The sequence below is a fragment of the Pedobacter sp. BAL39 genome (assembly GCF_000170795.1).
Taxonomy (GTDB): Bacteria; Bacteroidota; Bacteroidia; order Sphingobacteriales; family Sphingobacteriaceae; genus Pedobacter.
On the sequence record NZ_ABCM01000001.1, the window covers coordinates 208182 to 230229 of the forward strand.

22 protein-coding genes are annotated in these 22048 nt (G+C 46.2%); 11 read left to right on the top strand and 11 right to left on the bottom strand.

Features of this window, described 5'->3' with window-relative positions:
- Nucleotides 1–30: 30 nt before the first annotated feature.
- The 10 genes from PBAL39_RS00930 to PBAL39_RS00975 form a co-directional block, all read right to left on the bottom strand.
- Nucleotides 31–1182 carry a 1-deoxy-D-xylulose-5-phosphate reductoisomerase gene (locus PBAL39_RS00930; RefSeq protein ID WP_008237287.1) on the bottom strand — a complete coding sequence of 384 codons (1152 nt, stop codon included), beginning with the start codon at nt 1180–1182 and terminating at the stop codon, nt 31–33.
- Nucleotides 1179–2678, bottom strand: coding sequence for a GH3 auxin-responsive promoter family protein (locus PBAL39_RS00935; RefSeq protein WP_008237288.1), 1500 nt, complete (start codon nt 2676–2678; stop codon nt 1179–1181). The genes PBAL39_RS00930 and PBAL39_RS00935 overlap by 4 nt, the downstream gene beginning before the upstream one ends.
- A gap of 8 nt (nt 2679–2686) precedes the next feature.
- Nucleotides 2687–3610 (bottom strand): hypothetical protein, encoded by a 924-nt coding sequence (locus tag PBAL39_RS00940; RefSeq protein WP_008237289.1) that lies wholly within the window; start codon nt 3608–3610, stop codon nt 2687–2689.
- Nucleotides 3607–4575: a glycosyltransferase family 2 protein gene (locus PBAL39_RS00945; RefSeq protein WP_008237290.1), complete on the bottom strand. Its 969-nt coding sequence runs from the start codon at nt 4573–4575 to the stop codon at nt 3607–3609. The genes PBAL39_RS00940 and PBAL39_RS00945 overlap by 4 nt, the downstream gene beginning before the upstream one ends.
- A gap of 2 nt (nt 4576–4577) precedes the next feature.
- Entirely contained in the window at nt 4578–5531 is a 954-nt protein-coding gene (locus PBAL39_RS00950) for a glycosyltransferase family 2 protein (RefSeq protein ID WP_008237291.1), read from the bottom strand.
- Nucleotides 5532–5618: 87 nt separating this feature from the next.
- The gene (locus tag PBAL39_RS00955) at nt 5619–6197 is read right to left on the bottom strand and encodes a DUF4199 domain-containing protein (protein WP_008237292.1); all 579 of its coding nucleotides are present in this window, start codon (nt 6195–6197) and stop codon (nt 5619–5621) included.
- A gap of 14 nt (nt 6198–6211) precedes the next feature.
- Nucleotides 6212–6883: a hypothetical protein gene (locus tag PBAL39_RS00960; RefSeq protein WP_008237293.1), complete on the bottom strand. Its 672-nt coding sequence runs from the start codon at nt 6881–6883 to the stop codon at nt 6212–6214.
- Nucleotides 6876–8138: a dihydroorotase family protein gene (locus PBAL39_RS00965; protein ID WP_008237294.1), complete on the bottom strand. Its 1263-nt coding sequence runs from the start codon at nt 8136–8138 to the stop codon at nt 6876–6878. Before PBAL39_RS00965 ends, PBAL39_RS00960 begins: the two co-directional genes overlap by 8 nt.
- Nucleotides 8135–10180, bottom strand: a complete 2046-nt coding sequence (locus PBAL39_RS00970; protein WP_008237295.1) for a BatA and WFA domain-containing protein — start codon at nt 10178–10180, stop codon at nt 8135–8137. The genes PBAL39_RS00965 and PBAL39_RS00970 overlap by 4 nt, the downstream gene beginning before the upstream one ends.
- A 21-nt stretch (nt 10181–10201) precedes the next feature.
- A complete protein-coding gene (locus PBAL39_RS00975; protein WP_008237296.1) occupies nt 10202–11800 on the bottom strand; it encodes a L,D-transpeptidase family protein in 1599 nt (532 codons plus the stop codon).
- Nucleotides 11801–12078: 278 nt separating this feature from the next.
- On the opposite strand from PBAL39_RS00975, the gene hisG reads away from it, so the two are divergent.
- The 10 genes from hisG to PBAL39_RS01025 are packed head-to-tail and all read left to right on the top strand — an operon-like array spanning nt 12079 to nt 20565.
- Nucleotides 12079–12930, top strand: coding sequence for an ATP phosphoribosyltransferase (gene hisG / locus PBAL39_RS00980; protein WP_008237298.1), 852 nt, complete (start codon nt 12079–12081; stop codon nt 12928–12930).
- Between the two features lie 47 nt (nt 12931–12977).
- Nucleotides 12978–14264, top strand: a complete 1287-nt coding sequence (gene hisD, locus PBAL39_RS00985) for a histidinol dehydrogenase (RefSeq protein ID WP_008237299.1) — start codon at nt 12978–12980, stop codon at nt 14262–14264.
- A 1-nt stretch (nt 14265) separates the two neighbouring features.
- On the top strand, nt 14266–15309 hold the full coding sequence (hisC, locus tag PBAL39_RS00990; protein WP_008237300.1) for a histidinol-phosphate transaminase: 1044 nt from the start codon (nt 14266–14268) through the stop codon (nt 15307–15309).
- A 5-nt stretch (nt 15310–15314) separates the two neighbouring features.
- Nucleotides 15315–16448, top strand: a complete 1134-nt coding sequence (hisB, locus tag PBAL39_RS00995; protein WP_008237301.1) for a bifunctional histidinol-phosphatase/imidazoleglycerol-phosphate dehydratase HisB — start codon at nt 15315–15317, stop codon at nt 16446–16448.
- Nucleotides 16448–17041 carry an imidazole glycerol phosphate synthase subunit HisH gene (gene hisH, locus PBAL39_RS01000; protein WP_008237302.1) on the top strand — a complete coding sequence of 198 codons (594 nt, stop codon included), beginning with the start codon at nt 16448–16450 and terminating at the stop codon, nt 17039–17041. The genes hisB and hisH overlap by 1 nt, the downstream gene beginning before the upstream one ends.
- A 1-nt stretch (nt 17042) precedes the next feature.
- Nucleotides 17043–17792, top strand: a complete 750-nt coding sequence (gene hisA, locus PBAL39_RS01005; RefSeq protein ID WP_008237303.1) for a 1-(5-phosphoribosyl)-5-[(5-phosphoribosylamino)methylideneamino]imidazole-4-carboxamide isomerase — start codon at nt 17043–17045, stop codon at nt 17790–17792.
- A gap of 4 nt (nt 17793–17796) precedes the next feature.
- On the top strand, nt 17797–18552 hold the full coding sequence (gene hisF, locus PBAL39_RS01010; protein WP_008237304.1) for an imidazole glycerol phosphate synthase subunit HisF: 756 nt from the start codon (nt 17797–17799) through the stop codon (nt 18550–18552).
- Nucleotides 18549–19139, top strand: a complete 591-nt coding sequence (gene hisIE / locus PBAL39_RS01015) for a bifunctional phosphoribosyl-AMP cyclohydrolase/phosphoribosyl-ATP diphosphatase HisIE (protein WP_008237305.1) — start codon at nt 18549–18551, stop codon at nt 19137–19139. Before hisF ends, hisIE begins: the two co-directional genes overlap by 4 nt.
- Nucleotides 19140–20042 (top strand): WD40 repeat domain-containing protein, encoded by a 903-nt coding sequence (locus PBAL39_RS01020; protein WP_008237306.1) that lies wholly within the window; start codon nt 19140–19142, stop codon nt 20040–20042.
- Between the two features lie 46 nt (nt 20043–20088).
- A complete protein-coding gene (locus PBAL39_RS01025; protein WP_008237307.1) occupies nt 20089–20565 on the top strand; it encodes an OsmC family protein in 477 nt (158 codons plus the stop codon).
- Between the two features lie 89 nt (nt 20566–20654).
- On the opposite strand, the gene PBAL39_RS01030 is transcribed toward PBAL39_RS01025, so the two are convergent.
- Nucleotides 20655–21431: a C40 family peptidase gene (locus PBAL39_RS01030; protein WP_008237308.1), complete on the bottom strand. Its 777-nt coding sequence runs from the start codon at nt 21429–21431 to the stop codon at nt 20655–20657.
- A gap of 112 nt (nt 21432–21543) precedes the next feature.
- On the opposite strand from PBAL39_RS01030, the gene PBAL39_RS01035 reads away from it, so the two are divergent.
- Complete coding sequence (locus PBAL39_RS01035; protein ID WP_008237309.1) at nt 21544–22017, top strand: universal stress protein; 474 nt, start codon at nt 21544–21546, stop codon at nt 22015–22017.
- The last annotated feature ends 31 nt before the right edge of the window (nt 22018–22048 follow it).

Below are 22048 nucleotides of genomic sequence, written 5' to 3' on the forward strand. Positions count from 1 at the left end.
TTTTTATTTTAAATTTTGATTGTTAAAAGTCTACTTTGTTACTAGTTCGTCAGCAAATATACGTGTATGTACATCCGTTTCTAAATAATTATTCAGTCCTGGTTTGGCGATGAACTGAATCGTTTCCATACATTCCTCGATCACATCACTCATCTCCAGAAAACCGATTTTATCCTGTAGGAAGGCACTGACCACCACTTCATTGGCTGCATTTATGATGCAAGGCATGTTCCCACCTTTACGCAAAGCAGTATAGGCGAGGTCAAGATTTCTGAAGGTGGAAGTATCAGGTTTGTAAAAATTGAGCTCCGGATAATCAATAAAATTGAAACGTTCAAAATCCGTGCTTATTCTGTCTGGATAGGCCATGGCAAAGTGAATGGGAAGTTTCATATCGGGAAGCCCCATCTGGGCTTTCATCGAGCCATCATTAAACTGCGCAATGGAATGGACGATCGACTGTGGGTGAACAATCACATCAATCTGGTCTGTTTCCAGTCCGAAGAGCCATTTGGCTTCAATCACCTCCAGGCCTTTGTTCATGAGGGATGCCGAGTCGATAGTGATCTTGGCACCCATCACCCAGTTTGGATGTTTTAGAGCTTCCAGCTTGGTCACATTGGCCAAAAAGTCCCGGTCTTTTCCGCGGAAGGGACCTCCGGAAGCAGTAAGGTAGATTTTCTCCAACGCCTTGTAGTCCTCGCCTACCAGACATTGGTAGATCGCAGAGTGCTCGGAGTCCACAGGGATAATGGATACACCATGAGTTTTGGCAAGGCTTGTAATCAGGTCTCCGGCAACAACCAGTGTTTCTTTATTTGCCAGCGCAATGTCGGCCCCCGCCTCAATAGCGGCAATGGTCGGTTTCAGACCTGCCGAGCCCACAATTGCGGTCAGCACGAGATCGACACCCGACAATCCCGCAGCTTCAGAAATCGCCGCTTCCCCGGCAGCCACACGAATGTTGGTACCTGACAATGCCGATTTCACCTGTTCATACAGGCACTCGTCACCAATCACGACCAGCTCCGGCTGAAAAGCCCGGGCCTGCTCAATCAGCAGGGCACTGTTAGACTGCGCTGTAAGGGCAGCTACCTTATATAGTCCGGGATTGGCGGCAACTACCTCTAAGGCTTGGGTTCCCACAGAACCAGTAGCGCCTAAAATGGATATATTTTTCAAATTGTAAAATTTCTTAAATCGTCTGCAATCTTCCGGTCGTTCGACAAGCGGGGCACTTTATTCTGGCCACCAAGCTTACCCTGCGTTTTCATATACTGTACAAACGCATCTTTCTGAAGGGAACGGATGATCAAAGGCTGTAGTATTTTACCCTCAATGAGGTCAAAATAGTAAATATTCTTCTTTTGCAAAGCTTCATCAACCTTTTTGCTGAAGCCTGTAATGTCTTTTGGAGGGTTTGAAAACTCAATGAACCATTCATGATAAGGAAGTTCCCCTGCAGGAGTGCTCACCTGGGGTGCCACTGTAAATTCTGTGATACCGACACCTTCTTCATTGGCCACAGACAACAAGGCATGTTCGACTTCTTCACCAATCACGTGCTCCCCAAAAGCGGAGATGAAATGTTTAATCCTGCCTGTCACCATAATCCGGTAGGGATTTTTGGAGATGAACTTCACCGTATCACCGATGCTGTAACCCCACAGTCCCGCATTGGTGTTCAGGATCAAAGCATAGTTCACATCCAATTCCACCTGCCCCAGGTTCAGACGTGTAGGCTTATCGTTGTAATACTCATCGGCAGGGATGAACTCATAAAAGATTCCCGCATCGGCAAGCAGCAGCATACCTTTGTCCCGCTGACTGTCCTGATAGGCAATGAAACCTTCGGATGCAGGATAAGTTTCTATGGTATCTACCTTCCTGCCGATACTGGCCTCAATCTTTGAACGATAGGGTTCATAATTGACCCCTCCATATACAAAGAGACTGAAGTTTTTGAAAATATCCTTGATTTGTTTTCCACCCGATTGCTCCGTAAGCTTATCAAAATACATTTGTACCCATGGCGGAATTCCCGAGATCAGGCGCATGTCCTGATGAATGGTTTCCTGAACAATTGCTTCTACTTTGTCCTCCCAGTCCTCGATACAATTGGTTTCATAAGAAGGCAACCTGTTTCTCTGAAGATAGGCCGGTACCAGATGGGCAACGATGCCAGACAGCCTGCCTACGTTAATGCCATTTTTTTTGCTCATGACCGGGCTGCCCTGCAGGAAGATCATCTTGCCGTCGACAAACTTTACGTTTCCGGTTTCATGGATGTAGGTAAGCAACGCATTCCTTGCCGCTTTGATGTGCTCAGGCATTGATTCTTTGGAGATGGGAATGTATTTAACGCCCGAAGTAGTGCCGGAAGTTTTTGCAAAATACTGAGGTTTCCCCTTCCACATGACATCCGGCTCCCCATTCACGACCCTGTCGATATAAGGGCGTAAATCTTCATAATCACGGATTGGCACTTCTTTCTTAAAATCCTCATAAGTAAGGATGGAACCGAAGTTATGGTCCTTTCCGAAGGCTGTATGTCTGGCGGTATCGGTCAGCCTGCCCATGATCTTCTCCTGAGCACCCACTGCATCTTTTTTCCATTTATTGATGCGCCTGACAACAAGGGCTGCAAATGGTTTACTTAATGCCGCTTTTAATCCCATAAATATGTTTAAACTATATTATGAATAATGTCTGGCTCCGCATCACCTGTATAGTCGCTCACCATCTTCCTGTAAGCTACAGTAAGCGCAACAGCGGTTAGGGGCACAATAATAAAGGAGATGAATAAGATCACCACAATAATGATGTAAAGCTTGCCAGGCAGAAACACATCGTTACCACGCAGGTAACCATACAAATACCCGAAAGCACCCAATACAGCTAAAAGGATCAGCAGTTTGGTAAAGTTGCCCTTGGTAAGGGCGAGGCTCAATTTAATGGATACCAAAGCCTGCGTGAACAGCAAGCCGATTACCTTAAACACCCTGCCTATAAAGGAGCCCGTTGTTTTGGAGAAGCTGATCTCCGTAAACCTTAGCTTATTCGTTTGTTTGTCAATGATAAAAAAAGGAAAGAATGACAGCCTCAAAAATGCCACAAATGCTGAAAGGAAGCCAATCGCCAGGAAGATATTAGAGATGAGGTTGAATGTCTGCTGTCCCACCGCAAAAATCCGGATCTTTAACATAATGTAAAAAACCAGGAAAGGAAGGAATGCCGTTACAAACATCACCATCAGAACGATACCCATAAAGGAAAGCGATGCGATCAGGAAGGTCATGATCTGCAATCTCGTAGGAATTGTATGAACGATCATCACATCTTTCTCCTCATCGTCCAGCAAGTGGAAGATGTAGCGGAAAAGGGTGAGGTTCAGCGTAAAATACAACAATACAAACACCACCAGCATAAAGAGGCTCAGAAAGAAATCGATCTCTCCCAGCAGACTGGACAGAATGGTGGATGCCATTGAAGTAATGAACATCAGAAAGCACAGCGTAGCAATAGAGAAATAATTCCTCCGGGTGACGGCCCATGCTTTAACAATCACCTCATTAACGGTAAACGTACTTTCTTTTAAAAAACTTATCATTGTTGTTTGAATACTACTCGCTTAATAAAATCCTGCATGAAGCCAAGCCCATAGGCTGTCAGCTGGATGAACGCTGCAATCACGCTCAAAAATGCAACTTTTATTGACTTGTTGACCTGCCATGAATGAAAAAAGTTCAACATTAGAAATAACAGCAGTATAAAGTTACACAAATACGCCAAAGGCCAATACACAATATTGATGATTAACGTGAACATCACAAAACAGGTGAATGCCGCAGGAAAAAAATGTACCAGCTTCAGCTCTGAGGGAAAATGTTTGTAGATATTGATGCGTGCACGTCCAAAGAAGTGCAGCTGTTTGTAAAACTGCGCAAAACTGGTGCGGCGTTTATGAAAAACTTTCGCTGCCGGGATCAGGCCAATTTTATACCCACTTTTATGGATGCGAATGCTGTATTCAATGTCTTCCCCGAGTCTGGTGAGGATAAAACCTCCAACGTTCTCCCAAACCTCGCGCGACACTCCCATATTGAAACTCCGCGGATGAAACTGACCCATGTGTTTTTTATTGCCCCTGATGCCACCGGTAGTAAAAGGTGAAGTCATCGCATAGCTGATGGCCTTCTGCACGGGCGTAAAAGTCTGGTGTGCCGCATCCGGACCACCATAGGCATCCAGATTGTGGTCGAAAAGGTAATCTTTAACCGTTTCCAGATAATCCCCGGGGATCAGGCAGTCGGAATCAAAAATGACAAAGTAATCACCTTTGGCCCGCTCAAAACCATAGTTACGGGCAAAGCCTTGCCCTTCATTGGGTTTAAAAAAATACCTGACGTCCAGTCGGTCGGCATATCGGTCTACAATTACCTTTGCATCATTTTTGGAACCATCTTCAATCACGAGTACCTCAAACTGAAGGTAAGTTTGCTTCGTGAGTGAGTTCAGCAGTTCGTCAATCTCCTGCGGACGGTTGTAAAGTGGAATAATGATAGAGAAAAACATGCTTAGCGAATTTCTTTTTCAATCAGGTACTGGTTGCGTTCCGGTGCATTCCTGGTGACCAGCTCGGCCACGAATCCAGTAAGGAACAATTGAGACCCCAGGATGATGGCTACAAGCGCAATGTAAAACAAAGGCTGATCGGTAATTTCTCTCTTATAAGGAATGGAGGCAGCGATGTGGTATAATTTTTCTCCGATCATCCACAATGCCATAAAAGTACCCAGGAAAAAGCTCAGCACGCCCAGAGATCCGAAAAAGTGCATTGGTCTTTTGCCGAACTTGCCGACAAAAAATATGGACAGTAAGTCCAGAAATCCGTTGATGAACCGGCTGAGGCCGAACTTCGTTACCCCATATTTCCTTGCGCGGTGTTCCACCACCTGCTCCCCGATATTTTTAAAGCCTGCCCATTTGGCAATCACAGGAATATAACGGTGCATCTCCCCATAGACCTCAATGGTCTTTACCACATCCTTACGGTAAGCTTTCAGACCACAGTTGAAGTCGTTCAGCTGAATGCCCGACATGCTGCGTGTTGCGGCATTGAAGAGTTTCGTGGGGATGGTTTTGGTGATTGGATCGTAACGTTTCTTCTTCCAGCCGGAGATGATGTCCATCCGCTCCTCTTTCAGGCGGCGGAAGAGTTCGGGAATTTCGTCAGGGCTATCCTGCAGATCGGCATCCATCGTGATGACAACATCACCTTCAGCGGCTTCGAAAGCTACGTTTAAGGCTGCAGACTTGCCATAGTTCCTTCTGAACTTGATGCCTTTTACCGCCGGGTACTGAGCCCTTAAATCCTCAATGACCGACCAGGAAGTATCTGTACTCCCGTCATCCACAAACAGCAGCTCGTAAGAGAAGTTATTGGCTACCATGACCTTTTCGATCCAGGCAGTCAGTTCAGGAAGAGACTCCTCTTCATTATATAAAGGAACAACAATAGAAATATCCATGATTTGATAACATGCTAAAAAAAGCAACGTGCAAATTTCATCATTAAAAATGAGAAATTCACACGTTGTTAAATGATTATATAGGCTTTAATCTTCCGTAGTTGGTTTAAACAATGGCGGATTCTTCTTAAGTATGGCGGCCATAATCAATGCGATGATGCCATATATCGCCAGACCTACACCGAAACTGGTCACCACATTTTTAGGGGTAATGCGCAGCCTCTCTTCCATATTTCCACCCTGGGCCAAAGCCTCTTCAATCTGTTCTTCCGTTGCCCCAAACCTAGCCATCATGCTACGTTGAGATTCCTCAATTGCTACAGCAGCTTTTTTGGGCAATTCAGGATCTATTACCGTCATGAGGACCACGTTATATACCGTAGTGACAGCAGCGAGGATTAAAGCTATAATCAGGAATGACTTAAATGCATCTCCAAAAGTCCAGAAACCTCCAAGCTCCTTTCTGATGGACGTACCGGCATACACCAGCAGTCCGATGAAAACAACAAATGAGAACAGTTGCACCAACAGACTGGTATATGGTAACACTGGATCAATAAAATGGATCACCAACGATAATACGAGCGTCACAATGGCAATAATTACCCCGTTTGTTGCTGCCATTGTATTGAGTGTCTTTTTCTCTCCTAAAGTTTTCTCTTCCATAGTAAGCGTTATTTTTAGTTTTTGTTAAAATTAGCAATTAGTGTGTAAACGGCAATATCAAATTCTTTATTCGCACTGAATGAATTCAAATCGGCAATCACTTCTTCGCTTACTTTTGGCTGATGGAAAAAGGCCATGAAAGGAACGAACAGTTCTTCCATTTCCTCAGCAATCTCTATCATGCCGGCATGGCTGACGATGTCTTCAATCGAGGTCTCTACCAGTTGCTGGTTGCTGATGAGGTCTTCATAAATGTGGAACTCATCCTGGAATTCATCTTCCTCAACGAGCAAAAACTCTTTCAGGAAATCACCCAGCTCAGGTTTGATGCGCTCATCATGACACTCATTGATATACAGAAGTAGGTTGAGCAGCTCAGTTCCTCTTTCTATAGTCTCCTCCTCAATGTCAGCCCATTCATCCGATTCCAGGTAGTCTTCTTCCAGTTTCTTTACATCATTGGCAAAAAAGTTGATCATCAGCAGATCGAAAAACACTTCTCTCAATGGTTCAAATGCAGGATATTCGTTGAAAGCTTCGTCAAACTCCTCAACCTTTTCCAGAAAGCCCAGGTCTTTACTGAAAATCTCTACCAATCTTTCTTCCAACTGAAGGGATTCATTTCCTGATACGACGGCAAATTTATCTAATGACGCGATCAGCGCGGTTTTTACATGATTATCCATATGCTTGCAATTGTTTGTTATTGTATACCAGTGTTACTTTACCGGTCAGTTTTTTATTTAACAGTGGGGTATTTGATGATTTCGAATAGTTGTTCGCCAGCGTGTAGTCCCAGACTTCTGCAGGGCGGTACATCGTAAAGTTAGCATTTTCATTTTCAGCAATCACAGGTACGGGCAGGTTCAGCAATTTCCTCGGGTTGATGGACAGCTTCTCTGCGATCTGGGCGGCATCAAGCCCTGCTTTGATCAGCAGTGGAAGTACCGTCTGCAGTGCAATCACACCGTAAGCAGCAATTTCAAACTCCACCGCCTTAAATTCTATTTCCTGCGGGCGGTGCTGGGAAACAACAGCATCAATGACCCCATCTTTCAATCCGGCAATCAGGGCACGTACGTCCGACTTCCCGCGAAGCGGTGGTTTCACCTTATAGTTGCTGTCAAAGTCGTTCAGCAGTTCTTCCGTCCATACCAAGTGGTGTGCAGCTACATCGCAGCTGATCTTTAATCCGTCTTTTTTTGCCTTTTTGATTAGTGAGACAGCACCAGCAGTAGTGATGTTGCTGATGTGCAGGGGTGCATCGTGATAGGCGGCCAGGAAAATGTCCCTGCTGATGTGCATTTCTTCAGCAAGGGCAGGTACCCCTTTCATACCCAGCAGAACACTCGTCTTGCTTTCGTTTACCTGCGACTTTCCAGAGATGTATTTATTTTCAGGGTGCACCATCAGCAACCCATCGAAACCTTTGGCATATTGCAGGGCACGGCTCATGAAGCCATCATCCGTAAGAGGCTTGCTGCCATCAGAGAAGGCCACTGCACCGGCAGTTTTCATATCATAAAGTTCTGCCAGCTCCTTCCCTTCCAGGTCGCGGCTCACAGCACCTACGGGCAATACATCCACCAGGTTGCCGCTGGCTTTATTGATGATGTAGCGGACCTCCGCTTTGGAATGTACCACCGGACTGCTGTTCGGCAATACAGCCAGCCCAGTAAATCCACCCGCGCGTGCAGCAGCAGTGGCTGTATCTATATCTTCTTTCGTTTCAAAACCCGGATCTCCGATGGAACAGTTGAGATCGAAAAACCCCGGCGACAATACCGCTCCTGAGCCATCGAACACCTTTTCACCATCCGCAGACTTTAAGTTACTGCCAATGGTCGTGATCTTTCCCTGGACCACACGTACATCACATACTTGTTGGTTAAACGGACTGTTGGGATCGGCAATGGTTACTCCGGTGATAAGAAGATTCATGATGTTTGTATGTTTTTTGAATTATTAAAAAATCGGATCAATAGTATTTCCAGGGCTAAAAAAACAACAGCCAAAATTAGGGAAAGTTTCCATAACTCAATGCTGTTATTTTTTGCTTGTATATTCATCGACAAGGCGTCTTTCTTAGAATTGTAAACGGATAACTGCTTGCTGTCGAACAGCGCTTTCATGTTATCTTCAGAGGCATAATGCATATCCGACTCCAGCCTGTTATCATTAAATGCGACAACCGCCAATAGCGAATCCGCTTTGCGGAGGTCATAAAAACCCGACTGGCGCACCTGATCGGCAATATATAGCAATGTCTGATCAGGTGTCTGGCGTACATCCGGAATCACTTCTACGGCATCCGCCTTCAGGATGAGGGTCTGATTGTTACCCAGATTGACTTTCGGTATCTCCAATGTGCTGCTCTTCCCGGTAGTATAATACAAAGGGGGTGCCTTGAGGCTGGAAAAAGCAATCTTAAACATCATCGGTACAAACACCGGGTGCCTGCCCAGGTTGCTGTCTTTCGGATCCAGGGAGACTGCCGACAGATAGATTTTCCCTGAACCCAGACCGTATTGCGCAAAAAGAAATTCATTCAATGGCAGTTTCAGGATGTCTGTTCTCGCTTTCTGATTCTGGACTTCGAAACTGAAATGACGTTTTACCAGTGGAAGATCCATATTGGCAGGAATCTGATCGAATACGTCTTTAAACAAAGGATGTTTCAGATCAATACTGCTGCCTATTCCCGTCCCCACATTGAGCTGCCTGATGGAAGGGAGCGACAACGCATTCAGGAAAGCAGAGTAGGCATTGGCATTGGCATCGAGGTTCGGAAAAATGACCACCGATCCTCCGTTCTGCAGATAGCCCTTGAGTTGTTCCGCCAATCCGGATCCCGGCTCTTTAATTCCGGAAAGGATGATGAGCTGATATTCAGGAAGTGTGGAGTATTGGATATTTTCCTCCGGCATCTCTGTCAGCTTAAAATAAGGGTCGGCCGCATATAGCGACGGTATAAAATTCTGTACCGCATTACCGGTAATGTTGAGCACCTTCATGGAGGTGTTCACTTCAAAACTGAAGTTCATGGCATCATCGAAAGTCAGAGGAAAATCCTTGATCTGTAATATCCCCTTCTGCCAGCCGCGCTGCAGTCCTGCAAATGACAGGGTATCGTTAACGGTCTTACCCGCATCAACCTTCGCGTTGCTGAGCGCTTTCTGTTGCCCGTTTAAGGTCAGGCGCAATGGTACATCCGCAGCGTCCTCCTCCCCATAGTTGTGGAGCTTGACGACAAGTTGTTCTGGTTGATTGGGCTGATGAACTGGCGACAGGCTCCAGATGCTGTCCACTGCAATATTGGGCTGCGGGTTCGCATTCAGCTTGATTAATGTATAACGGATATCGTTTCCAGTAGTGATTTTCTCCGTCCCCGCAAAACTCTGCTGGAAGTCAGACAAGAGGTAGGCAATCTGGTTTCCATTGGCAGCTGCAGCTCCCTGCATGCGATTGACTACCTGTTGCAGGGTCCGTCCTGCAGCGGAGATCTTTACCTCCTCCAGCAGCTGCAAGAATTCTTCTTTATTGACCAGTCGCTGGTGTTTACCCTCAAAATCATTCGTGATCAGCTGAAACTGGTCGTTCAGTGGATAGGCAGCAACGATCTCCTTTGCTTTACGCAGTGCTTCATCCAGCAGGCTTCCCTCCTGGTTGACGGTTTCCATGCTGTAGGAGTTGTCGATGTAAATGCTGACCATATTCCGCTGCCCGACATTGGTCCTGTGGTCCAAAGGAAGGTAGGGCCGGGCAAAGGCCATCACCAGAAAGGCAACGGCAAGTATGCGGCACACCAACACCATTCGGTGTTTGAGTTTTTCGCGCGAAGAATTCTGTTCGGTGGCTGCCTTCAGAAACTGAACGTTACTGAAGTAAATCTTCTTGAATTTCCTGAAATTAAATAAGTGAATTGCAATAGGAATGGCTATTGCCAGCAGTGCGAAAAGAAAACCTGGGTATAGGAAATTCATTAAAAACCAAAGGTAGGACTTTTACATGAATTTCTGCATAGCTGTCCATAAAGTTTCATCTAAACGGTACACATCCGGCCGGAACTCTATCTTGCCATTCTGCGACCAGGCAGTGACGTAGTTGATGATCAGTGGGACCGGCTTTTTCGTGCCGAACCATTTTGGTTTCAGCTGAAAAGCATTGAGTGTATCTGCTTTTTGTGCAAGTTTCTTACGGTAAACATTCATTTTTGTGGTATCCAGCGGTGGTAGGTTCACCTCCATGCGCAGTTGATCATACTGATATTTGCTACCCACCAGCTTCTCGGCAAACTCCAGCGGGCGTTCCACACGCACGCAACCATGACTGATGGCCCTGTTGGCGCGGCCGAAAGCCGTTTTATTATTGGTGTCATGCAGGTAAATGCTCGAGCCATTGTCGAAAATAAACTTGAACTTACCAAGCGCATTTCCCCCACCGGATCCCTGCTTAAACTGGAAGGGCAGTTTTTCCCTCGGATATTTGTTCCACTGGATGGTATCCGGATCGTTCACCAGCTTGCCCTTATAATAAACGTTGATGTTGTTATTGGAGAGGTAAAAAGGATCTTTACGTGCCATCCAATAGATCTCACTGCGGGCGATACTCACGGGGATATTCCAGATCGGGTTCACTTGAATGGAGTTCAGCTTACTGTACAATATTGGTGTCTCATGATTCTTGGGCTTGTCGTCCAGGCTTTTCGTCTTCAGGTAGGTCGCGATTTTTTCCTTGTAGTTCGCCTCCCTGGCACCCCCAACACATACTTTCATATGGCTCACGGTATCCTGTTTATTAAACCAGGTGAGTGAAAAGTCGGGGATATTGACTTCTACATATTCATTGCCCATGTCGGGCAGTTTCCACCTCAGGCGCTCCATATTGATGAGGATGGTCCTGGCAGAGGCAGAGCTACCCAGCCCCCCTGCTTTTAAAGCTGCCAGCTCCTTTTGTAAGGCCAGGTATTGCCCCGATGAAGGCTGAATGTCCCGCAGCAGTTTCGCCAGGTCTTTTGTGGCCAGCAGCTCCGACATGCCGGAGCTGTCAGGTCTTTTTACCGGCACATAATACCTGGAAAGCAACTTCCTCGGATTGAGACTGCCATAACTGACAAAGTTATCATACTTGATGAGTGATGCTGCAGCACTGAGTTCGAGGTCGGCAATCAGCGGGTACACTTCCTGAATGGACTTAAACTGATCCGCCTTCAGCGTTTGTAGCAGCTCCGCTAATTCTTTGGCATGAAATATTTTAGGGTTGAAACCATGACGGTCGCTATGCAGCAGATACTGCTCCAGACTATCCAGCTGTCCGGACACAAAAAACTGCGTCACCAGGCGCGGCTCATAGTTGACATTTACGTAGAAGTTCCTGATGGTGTTGGGATTGGAGACCTTTCCTTTCAGGGAATCAAGGTGTGTTCTAAACACTACATTGTAGGCTGCCGTATCAAAATTTTTATAAAGTTTGCGATCAAAATGTGCCGACAGGACTAGTCCGACCTCAGGTGTTTCCTTAAACCAGGAACAGGCATTTATGAATAAACTAAGGGGGATCAGGACCAACAGCGCTTTCCTCACAGGGGTGGTATTTATATACAAAATCAGAAGTTAATTTAGTTCTTTACAGTACATTTTAATCAAATAAAATGCCATATATATTTTGATTTGTAAATTCAATCTATATATTTGCAGCTCCTCAAGATGCTAGACATTGTTGATTAAGGACTTAAAAATAAATTATGACTCAATTTTTGAACCATCACTTACATTTGCACCATCGCCTGTTGGCGATGTATATGTAATGTTTTGTACTTCAAAACTTGTTTCCGACCTATTTTCCTGTTCATTAATTTTACAATTTAACTCCAAAAGCATAATTGAAAACGCTAAAAATTGCTATCCAGAAATCGGGTAGACTTAACGAAAAATCAGTAGAAATTCTTAAGAACTGTGGTTTATCATTCGAAAACTACAAAAGCTCACTCATTTCCACAGTAACCAATTTCCCGCTGGAAATCCTCTTCCTAAGGGATGATGATATTCCTGAATATGTGCAGGACGGCATTGCCGACCTGGGTATCGTTGGGGAAAATGTGATCGTGGAGGCTGGTGCCGATGTGACCTACCTGCAACGTCTTGGTTTTGGAAAATGTACACTTAAGATTGCTATTCCTAATGAAAGCCCGATTACCGACCTCTCCGAGCTTGCCGGTAAAGCAATTGCCACCTCCTACCCTGTCATCCTTGAAAAATACCTCAAAGAAAACAATGTTGATGCGGAAGTAAGGACCATCTCAGGATCAGTAGAAATCGGTCCCGGACTCGGGCTAAGTGATGCCATCTGCGACATTGTTTCCACTGGTGGAACGCTGAAGAGCAATGGCCTTAAACCATTCTCAGAAGTCATGAAATCTGAAGCGATCCTGATCGGCAAAGCAGGCTCCGAGCTGATCCCCGAAGTACAGGAATTATTGCAGCGCATCATGTCCGTACTGCGTGCAAAAGAAACAAAATATGTAGTGCTGAATGTGGCAAAAACCAATCTGGAAAAAGTAGTCAACCTGCTGCCAGGAGTGAAGAGCCCTACTGTCGTGCCTTTGTTTGATGAAGACTGGGTAGCAGTACACTCGGTCATTGCGGAGTATGACTTTTGGGAAAAAATCAATGCGCTGAAAGCCGCAGGTGCAGAGGGAATTGTGGTCATGCCGATTGAAAAAATAATCGCATAAACACAAAAACAGTCGTTAACTATTAGTTAAACATAAACCATAACACATTGAAAATCTACACCTATAAGGATTTATCTAAAGATGAGATAGCGTCACTCTGCCTGAGGCAGCTGGAAGACGACATCAGCATTCTTGACCGTGTAAAAAACATTGTTGACCGTGTAAAAGTGGAAGGCGACAGCGCATTATTTGATTATGCAAGTCAGTTTGACCAGGTAAAGCTCGACAGCCTTTTTATCGAAAAGGAAGAGATCGAACAAATAGCGGCAGGCATTCCTGAAGATGCAAAAACAGCCATCGATACCGCCTACAACAACATCAAAGCATTCCATGCCTCACAGGTAAATGTGGAAGATAAAATTGAGACCATGCCCGGTGTCACCTGCTGGCGGGAATCGCGCGCAATTGAGCGTGTAGGCCTCTACATCCCCGGCGGATCGGCCGTATTGCCGAGTACCTTCCTGATGCTGGGCATCCCCGCCATGCTCGCCGGATGCAAGGAGATTGTAGTCTGCTCTCCTCCTCAGAAAGATGCTAAGACCAACTGTTACCTTGCATACTGTGCCATGAAGCTGGGCATCAACAAGATCTTCCTCATTGGCGGTGCACAGGCAGTTGCAGCGATGGCTTACGGAACAGCAAGTGTACCCAAGGTACACAAGATCTTCGGTCCGGGCAACAGATACGTCACCCAGGCCAAGCAGCTGATCCAGTCGTCAACCATGACTGCAATCGATATGCCCGCAGGGCCATCCGAGGTTTTAGTGCTCGCAGATGAGACTGCCAATTCGTCATACGTCGCCTCAGACCTTTTAGCACAAGCAGAACATGGCGCTGATAGTCAGACTGTTTTAGTAGCTACCTCATCAGATTTCATAGCTAAAACCTTAAAAGAAATCGAAGCACAGCTGAAAGCATTACCCAGGGCAGAGGTGGCAGCGAAAGCCATTGCAAACTCTTATGCGGTATTGGTAGACAGCCTGGAAGAAGGGATGGCCTTCAGCAATAGCTATGCCCCGGAACACCTGATCTTATCAACGAGCAGCTTTGAGCAACTGATCCCTCAGATCAGCAATGCAGGTTCGGTATTCCTCGGCAACCTGACGCCTGAAAGTGCCGGCGACTACGCCTCGGGCACGAACCATACCCTGCCCACCAGCGGTTTTGCGAAAGCCTACTCAGGCGTATCGTTAGACTCCTTCATTAAAAAAATCACCTTCCAGCACATCAGCATTGAAGGTCTGCAAAATATAGGTAACACGGTAGAAGTCCTTGCATCCGCAGAAGGTTTGCAGGCACACCGTAATGCAATCACTATTCGTTTAAAATCATAAGATGGATATCAATAAGTTACAACGCGAAAACATTAAAAACCTAAAGCCTTATTCTACGGCAAGGGATGAATATAAAGGGCAGGCCAGCGTATTTCTGGATGCCAATGAAAACAGTTACGGCTCCCCACTGGACCAGCCATTCAACAGGTACCCTGATCCCCTGCAGCTTGACCTAAAAGATGCATTGAGCAAAATTAAAGGTGTGCCGATAGAGAACACTTTCCTGGGCAACGGCAGCGATGAGGCCATCGACCTCCTCTTCCGTGCATTCTGCGAACCTGCAAAGGACAATGTGGTGATTCTCCCGCCAACCTATGGCATGTATGAGGTTTCTGCTAACATTAACAATGTGGAGGTGCGTAAAGTGAACCTGCTCCCCAACTACCAGCTGGACCTCGATAAAATTGCAGAGGCTGTTGATGAAAATACCAAGTTGATCTTCATCTGCTCTCCTAACAATCCCACCGGCAACTCCATCATCCGTACAGACATTGAAACGGTACTTGCCAACTTTAGGGGTCTGGTGGTAATTGATGAAGCTTACATCAACTATGCAAAGCAAAAAACCTTTATCCAGGAATTGACAGAATACCCAAACCTGGTGGTGCTGCAAACTTTTTCCAAAGCATGGGGATTGGCAGCGTTACGTCTGGGAATGGCTTTCGCTGCCCGACCTGTCATTGATGTATTGAATAAGGTTAAACCTCCTTACAACATCAACCAGGCCACCCAGGACCTTGCTCTGAAAGCATTGGCCAACATAGGACAAGTTAACGACTGGATTAAAACCACGGTTGCCGAGCGCGACAGCCTCAGCGAACGCCTGCTGGACATCCCTATGGTAAAAAAAGTGCACCCTTCCGATGCCAACTTTATACTCATTGAGGTTATTGATGCGTTGAATACCTATAATGCATTGGTAGACAAAGGAATTATCGTCAGGGACCGCTCCAAAGTCACCCTTTGTGAAGGCTGTCTGCGAATCACCATAGGAACAACCGAAGAAAACCAGATCCTTCTGGAAGCACTACAATCGATCAACTAAACATCATGAAGAAAGTATTATTTATAGACAGGGACGGCACGCTGATTATTGAACCTGAAGACGAGCAGATCGACTCCTTTGAAAAACTGGAGTTCTACCCCCGCGCATTATATTATTTGTCAAAAATAGTAAAGGAGCTGGATTATGAGCTCGTGATGGTGACCAACCAGGACGGCCTCGGCACAGATTCCCATCCGGAGCCGAACTTCTGGCCCGTGCACAACTTCATCATGAAAACTTTCGCCAATGAAGGGGTGGAATTTGCAGAAGTAATCATCGACAGAACCTTTGCGCATGAGAATGCACCTACACGTAAGCCCAATACAGGCCTGCTGCAGCATTTCTTTGCTGAAGGTTATGACCTTGCAAATTCCTTCGTGATCGGCGACCGGATCAATGATGTTATTCTCGCTAAAAACCTGGGTGCAAAATCCATCTGGCTAAATAATAACGAGACACTCGGTGCCAATGAAAACCTGGAGAAAGCCGCAGCATTGTCTGAATACATTGCCATTGCAACGAAAAACTGGGAAGACATCTACACCATGCTGAAAGCAGGCACCAGGACTGTACACCATGAGCGCAATACCAATGAAACCAAAATCAGCATTGATATTGACCTGGATGGTACTGGCAAAGCGCATATCGATACTGGCCTCAATTTTTTCAACCACATGCTGGACCAGATCGCACGCCATGGCAGCATTGATCTGAAAATAAAAACCAACGGCGATCTCCATATCGACGAACACCACACCATCGAAGATACCGGAATAGCTCTGGGTGAAGCCTTTGCAAAAGCCATCGGCAACAAACTTGGACTGGAACGGTACGGCTTTTGCTTGCCTATGGATGATTGTTTAGCACAGGCAGCGATCGACTTCGGTGGCAGGAACTGGATCGTCTGGGAAGCGGAATTTAGCCGTGAGATGGTTGGTGACATGCCTACAGAAATGTTCTACCACTTTTTCAAGTCGTTCAGCGATGCTGCAAAATGCAACCTGAACATTAAAGCGGAAGGCGACAATGAGCATCACAAAATTGAAGCGATCTTTAAAGCCTTTGCAAAAGCAATTAAAATGGCCATAAAACGCGACGCGGAAAAACTGGTATTACCAAGCACGAAAGGCGTATTATAATGATTGGAATCGTAAACTATGGGGCTGGAAACATCTTCTCCCTGACTTCAGCACTGGAAAGGCAACACCTGGACTACGGTATGGTGAACACGGAGGCAGATCTGGATAAATATACCCACATCATTATTCCGGGTGTAGGACATGCGGGCGCTGCAATGGCCAAGCTGGAACACACAGGCCTGGTAGAGCCCATCAGAAAATTAAAGAAGCCGGTGCTGGGCATCTGTGTAGGCATGCAACTGCTTACAGACCATTCTGAGGAAGGAGATGCCGAAATGATGAAGATCTTCCCCCTGAATACGCGCTTATTTAATAAGGATCAGGGGATTAAGATCCCGCACATGGGATGGAACAATATTGACCATAAAAACAATCCCCTTTTTGCAGGTGTTGAAAATCTGACACAATTTTACTTCGTCCATTCGTACTTTATTGAATATAACCCTACTTTTGACATCGCTACTGCAAACTATGGCATGCCATTTTCTGCAGCAATACAAAAGGACAATTTCTATGGCGTTCAGTTTCACCCGGAGAAATCCGGAATCGCCGGAGAGCTTTTATTAAAGAATTTTTCAAACTTAAAATACTAAAATGTACATCATTCCAGCAATTGATATTCTAGATGGGAAAGTGGTTCGCCTTAGAGAGGGCGACTATAACCAGAAAACAGTTTATGACGTTTCCATCGCCGAAATGATCGAAACCTACCGGTCTAATGGTACAGAATTCATACATATTATTGACCTGAACGGCGCTAAAGGCGACTTCAGCAATCAGGCTGCCCTGTTTGACATCATCAAAAAAACAGACATGCGCGTGCAGTACGGCGGCGGTATCCGCACCATCCAGCAGGTAACAGACCTTCTTGATGCCGGTATCCACCGCGTCATTGTAGGCACGCAGGCCATCACCAACCCTGACTTCCTGGAGGAACTCAGCAAAGAGGTAGGCAAAAAATATGACTATGCCAACCGCATTGTCATTGCCATTGATGTGCTGGATGAGGTCATCAAATATTCAGGATGGATGGAAAGTTCGCCAATCAAACTGATGGACTATGTGGATAAATGCCTGCAACTGGGCTTCTTCAGGTTCCTTTGCACAGACATCAACAAGGATGGCAAATTAGGCGGCGCTGCTGTCGACCTCTATAAAAAACTGCTGGAGCACTCTCCGTTCATTAAACTGATCGCCTCAGGAGGCATCAGCTCTATGGCCGACATCGAGGAGCTCGCCAACCTGAACATCCGCTCGGTGGTGGTTGGAAAGGCGATCTATGAAGACAGGATCACGATTGAAGACATCAAGGACTGGAACCTGAAGCAAATGACTTCCCTCTAGGCCGATGCTGAGTAAACGTATCATTCCATGTCTGGATGTCAAAGACGGCCGGACCGTAAAAGGCGTGAACTTCATCGATCTTAAGGATGCCGGTGACCCGGTGGAACTGGCCTGGCAGTATGCACAGCAGGGCGCCGATGAGCTGGTATTCCTGGACATCACCGCCACGCATGAACGCCGCAAGACCATGATCGAGATGGTGAAAGCAGTTGCCAAACAGCTGAACATCCCCTTTACCATTGGAGGGGGCATCACGACCATTCAGGATGCTGAGGCGTTGCTGAATGCCGGCGCCGACAAGATCAGCATCAACTCGGCAGCAGTAAAAAACCCCTCATTGATTGAAGAGCTAGCAAGAGCCTTCGGTGTGCAGTTTGTGGTGGTTGCCGTAGATACCAAGCTGGTGGAGGGCAAAAACATGGTCCACCTGAACGGCGGAAGGCTCATCACAGAACTGGAAACCGAGGACTGGATCAAACGTGCCGAAAGCCTGGGTGCCGGAGAAATCCTCCTGACTTCGATGGATCATGATGGCACAAAACAGGGCTTCGACTGTGGCCTGCTCAACGCCATCACCCAAATGATCAACATTCCTGTAATCGCCTCCGGCGGCGCAGGAAAGGTGGAACACTTTACCGAAGTATTTGAAAAAACCGGCGTAGACGCCGCACTGGCGGCATCGGTATTTCACTTTGGTGAGATCCCTATCCCAATGCTCAAACAAAAATTAAAAGACCACAATATACCTGTAAGGTTATGAATATAGATTTTGAAAAAACGGACGGACTTGTTCCTGTGATTATACAGGATGTACATACCCTGGAAGTTTTAATGCTTGGTTACATGAACCAGGAAGCCTGGACAAAAACCAATGCAGAAGGCAAAGTAACCTTCTTCTCAAGGTCTAAACAAAGGCTGTGGACAAAAGGTGAAGAAAGCGGTCACTTCCTGTTTGTCAAAGAAACGCACATTGACTGCGACAATGATACGATCCTGATCAAAGCCTCTCCTGTGGGGCCTACCTGCCACACGGGCAGCAGGAGCTGTTTCAAAACCAACTACAATCAGAACTTCATCTTCGAGCTGGAGCAAATCATTGCAGATCGTTATGAAAACCCTGTGGAAGGCTCCTACGTGAACAAACTGCGCAGTAAAGGCATCAATAAAATCGCGCAGAAAGTGGGTGAAGAAGGTGTGGAAACAGTTATTGCCGCATTGAATGAAACTGACGAAGAATTCATTGGCGAAAGCTCCGACCTGATTTTCCATTTACTGGTATTGTTGAGAGAAAAAGGCAAAACGCTGTCTGAGATTGCACAAAACCTGGAAAAAAGACATCAGAAATAAATGTTGACGCATATACAGACCCTTAGCGGACATCAGAACCCGATCTATGCCCTTGCTCTTGCTCCTGCTAAAGACCATTTCTTTAGTGCTGGTAACGATAAAGGTGTCGTAGAGTGGTCGTTGGAAAGCATGGCCTTCCAAAAGGTACTGGTACCTGTGCAGAGTTCTGTATATGCTTTACATCGATACAAAGACTGGCTGTTTATTGCGCAGCGTAGCGGCCTGATCCTGGTTTACGACCTGCCGCAGCAACTGTTGGTGGCGACCTTGAACCATCACAAAAAGGGTGTCTTTGACATCAAGACCATCCCCCATAAAGATGAGCTCATCAGCACCGGTGAAGATGGCATACTCGCCGTATGGTCATTAAAGGATTTCTCGTTCCTGTATCAGTTTCCCGTAATCAGTGATACGGTCCGCGTGATTGCCCTGAGTAATGATGAGCAGGAAATTGCACTCGGTGCCAAGGATGGTGTCATCAGAATTTATCGTGCTGAAGATTACAGCCTGCTCAGGGAACTAACGGCACATAAAGGACCAATTACCTCGCTTCAGTATTCACCTGAGGGAGATCACCTCATTTCTGGCAGCAGAGATGCTCAGCTAAAGGTATGGGGCCTCCCTGACTATGAACTGATCAACAACATCGCCGCGCACATGTTCGGCATTTATGCCATCGCCTTTCATCCCACAGCCCCCTACTTTGCCACCTGCAGCCAGGATAAAGGGATTAAACTCTGGGGCAGTAAAGATTTCAAGCTTTATAAGATCCTGAGCCTGGAGAAAAATACGGAAGGCCATTCTCACTCCATCAATAAACTCATCTGGAGCCATGATGGTAAATACCTGATCTCCACCGGAGACGACAGACAGGTCATGGTATGGAAGTTCAGCTTACACTAGCTAAAAAGATAAAGATTGCTTAAATTGGGATGACTAAATATAAGTTATGCCTAAAGAACATCAATACCTAAGCAACCTGACCTGGACTGGAAATAAAGGATCGGGCACGATGGATTACCGCTCTTATGACCGAAGCTTCAGTATCTCCATTCCCGATAAACCTGAACTTCTCGGTTCTTCTGACTCTGCTTTCCTTGGTGACAAAACCAAACACAACCCGGAAGACCTGCTGATCTCCTCTATTTCCTCATGTCATATGTTGTGGTTCCTACACCTTTGCGCCGAAACTGGCATCACAGTATTGGATTATAAGGACAATGCGACGGGAACGATGACTGAAAATTCGGACGGCAGTGGGCACTTTACAGAGGTCGTCCTCCACCCTGTAGTGCTGATCTCCGATGAATCACAGGTGGAGCAGGCAAACAAGCTACATGAGCAGGCCAATAAGCTGTGCTTCATTGCCAACTCATGTAACTTCCCTATTCGGCACCAGCCCAGCTGCAGTGCGGAAAAAAGCTAGATAATGCACATCCATTGCCTAAATTCCGGAAGACTAGTATAAAGCATATTTTAGCTGATGCAAAAATGTGGATGAAAACAATAACTAGCCTAAAAAAACCTTTTGATAATCCTCAGCTTGTGGGTGTACCTTCCAAGCTCATCGTTATAGATCCCCTCCTGGTCCATCCGGTCTATCCTGACCTTCCCGGAAGCATGGATGATTTCTGAATCGCTCAGCATGATACCTACGTGTATAATGCGCCCTTCTGCATTGTCAAAGAACGCGACATCCCCGGCTTTCACTTCCGGCAGGAAGTCTACAGCTGTACCTTGTTCTGACTGCTGCCAGGCATCCCTCAGGAGGGCAATGCCATGTAGCCTGAAAACCACCTGCGTGAAGCCCGAACAATCTATCCCAAACAACGTCTTCCCTCCCCAGAGATAAGGCACGTTCTGGAAAAACAAGGCAGTGTCCACCAATTTGTCGGGGCTCGTCAGCATTTCTTTAGGATGAAACATCACCCGGTATTTTGTATCGCCCAGATAGCAGACACCATCTTTATACAAAGGAAGACTACTGCCCGGAGAAAGAAAGTACTTGCTGCCGGCATCATCCATCAAAATATTGGCGAGCTCTGCGGGAACAAGGTAGCTAGTTTCAGCAATCTCTTCAAATTGTGCCTGCGACAAAGGGGCGAGCTGCTTAAAATCTACCCATCCTTCGTAACCATCGTAAACGTTGCGCACCTGCCGCCATTGTGCATCGCGGCCGATCACCATGACATGTTCGCCAAAAAGCAACTGAGAAACGATTTCAGCACGGTCGGACGCCGAGACCCTGAGCGGCGCTACAGCAAGTCTGCAGATGGCATAATTATCTTCCATTTATAGATAGTTTTGGACGGCATAAATGTAGTCATCACATTTTAATAAGTAAACGATCTATAAACTTTTGAGGTCTTATTTTGTTTTATGAGTACATACAAACTGTACGATCATGAACGTCAAGAAAATTTTAATTGCAGTAGACAACAGTACCTGCTCAGAAAAAGCAGCAAGAACGGGTTACGATATCGCCAGGACTTTCAGTGCCGAAGTGGCTTTGGTCAACATCATCGAGCCTGTACCTGCTACCATCAGCCCGGATCTTACTCTTGCACCGGTATTTCTGGAGACTTACGACAATAGTGAGGAGAACAGTCATCTTTTGCTCAGGGAGATTGAAACGAAGTACAGTCATGGCATTACCACCACTTACCTGAGTGTGCTCGACAGCCCTGCTCATGGTATTGTGAAACAGGCAGAAGAGTGGTCCGCCAGCCTGATCGTTATCGGTACCTATGGACGCACCGGATTATACCACTTTCTGATGGGAAGTGTAGCGGAAGAAGTTGCACGTAAGTCGACCTGCCCGGTGCTGATTGTACCGAATAAGTTTGAGGATAAAGAGCAGGAATCACCTGTTTTATGATCAGACTCAGACTTAAGTTAGCGAGAAACTA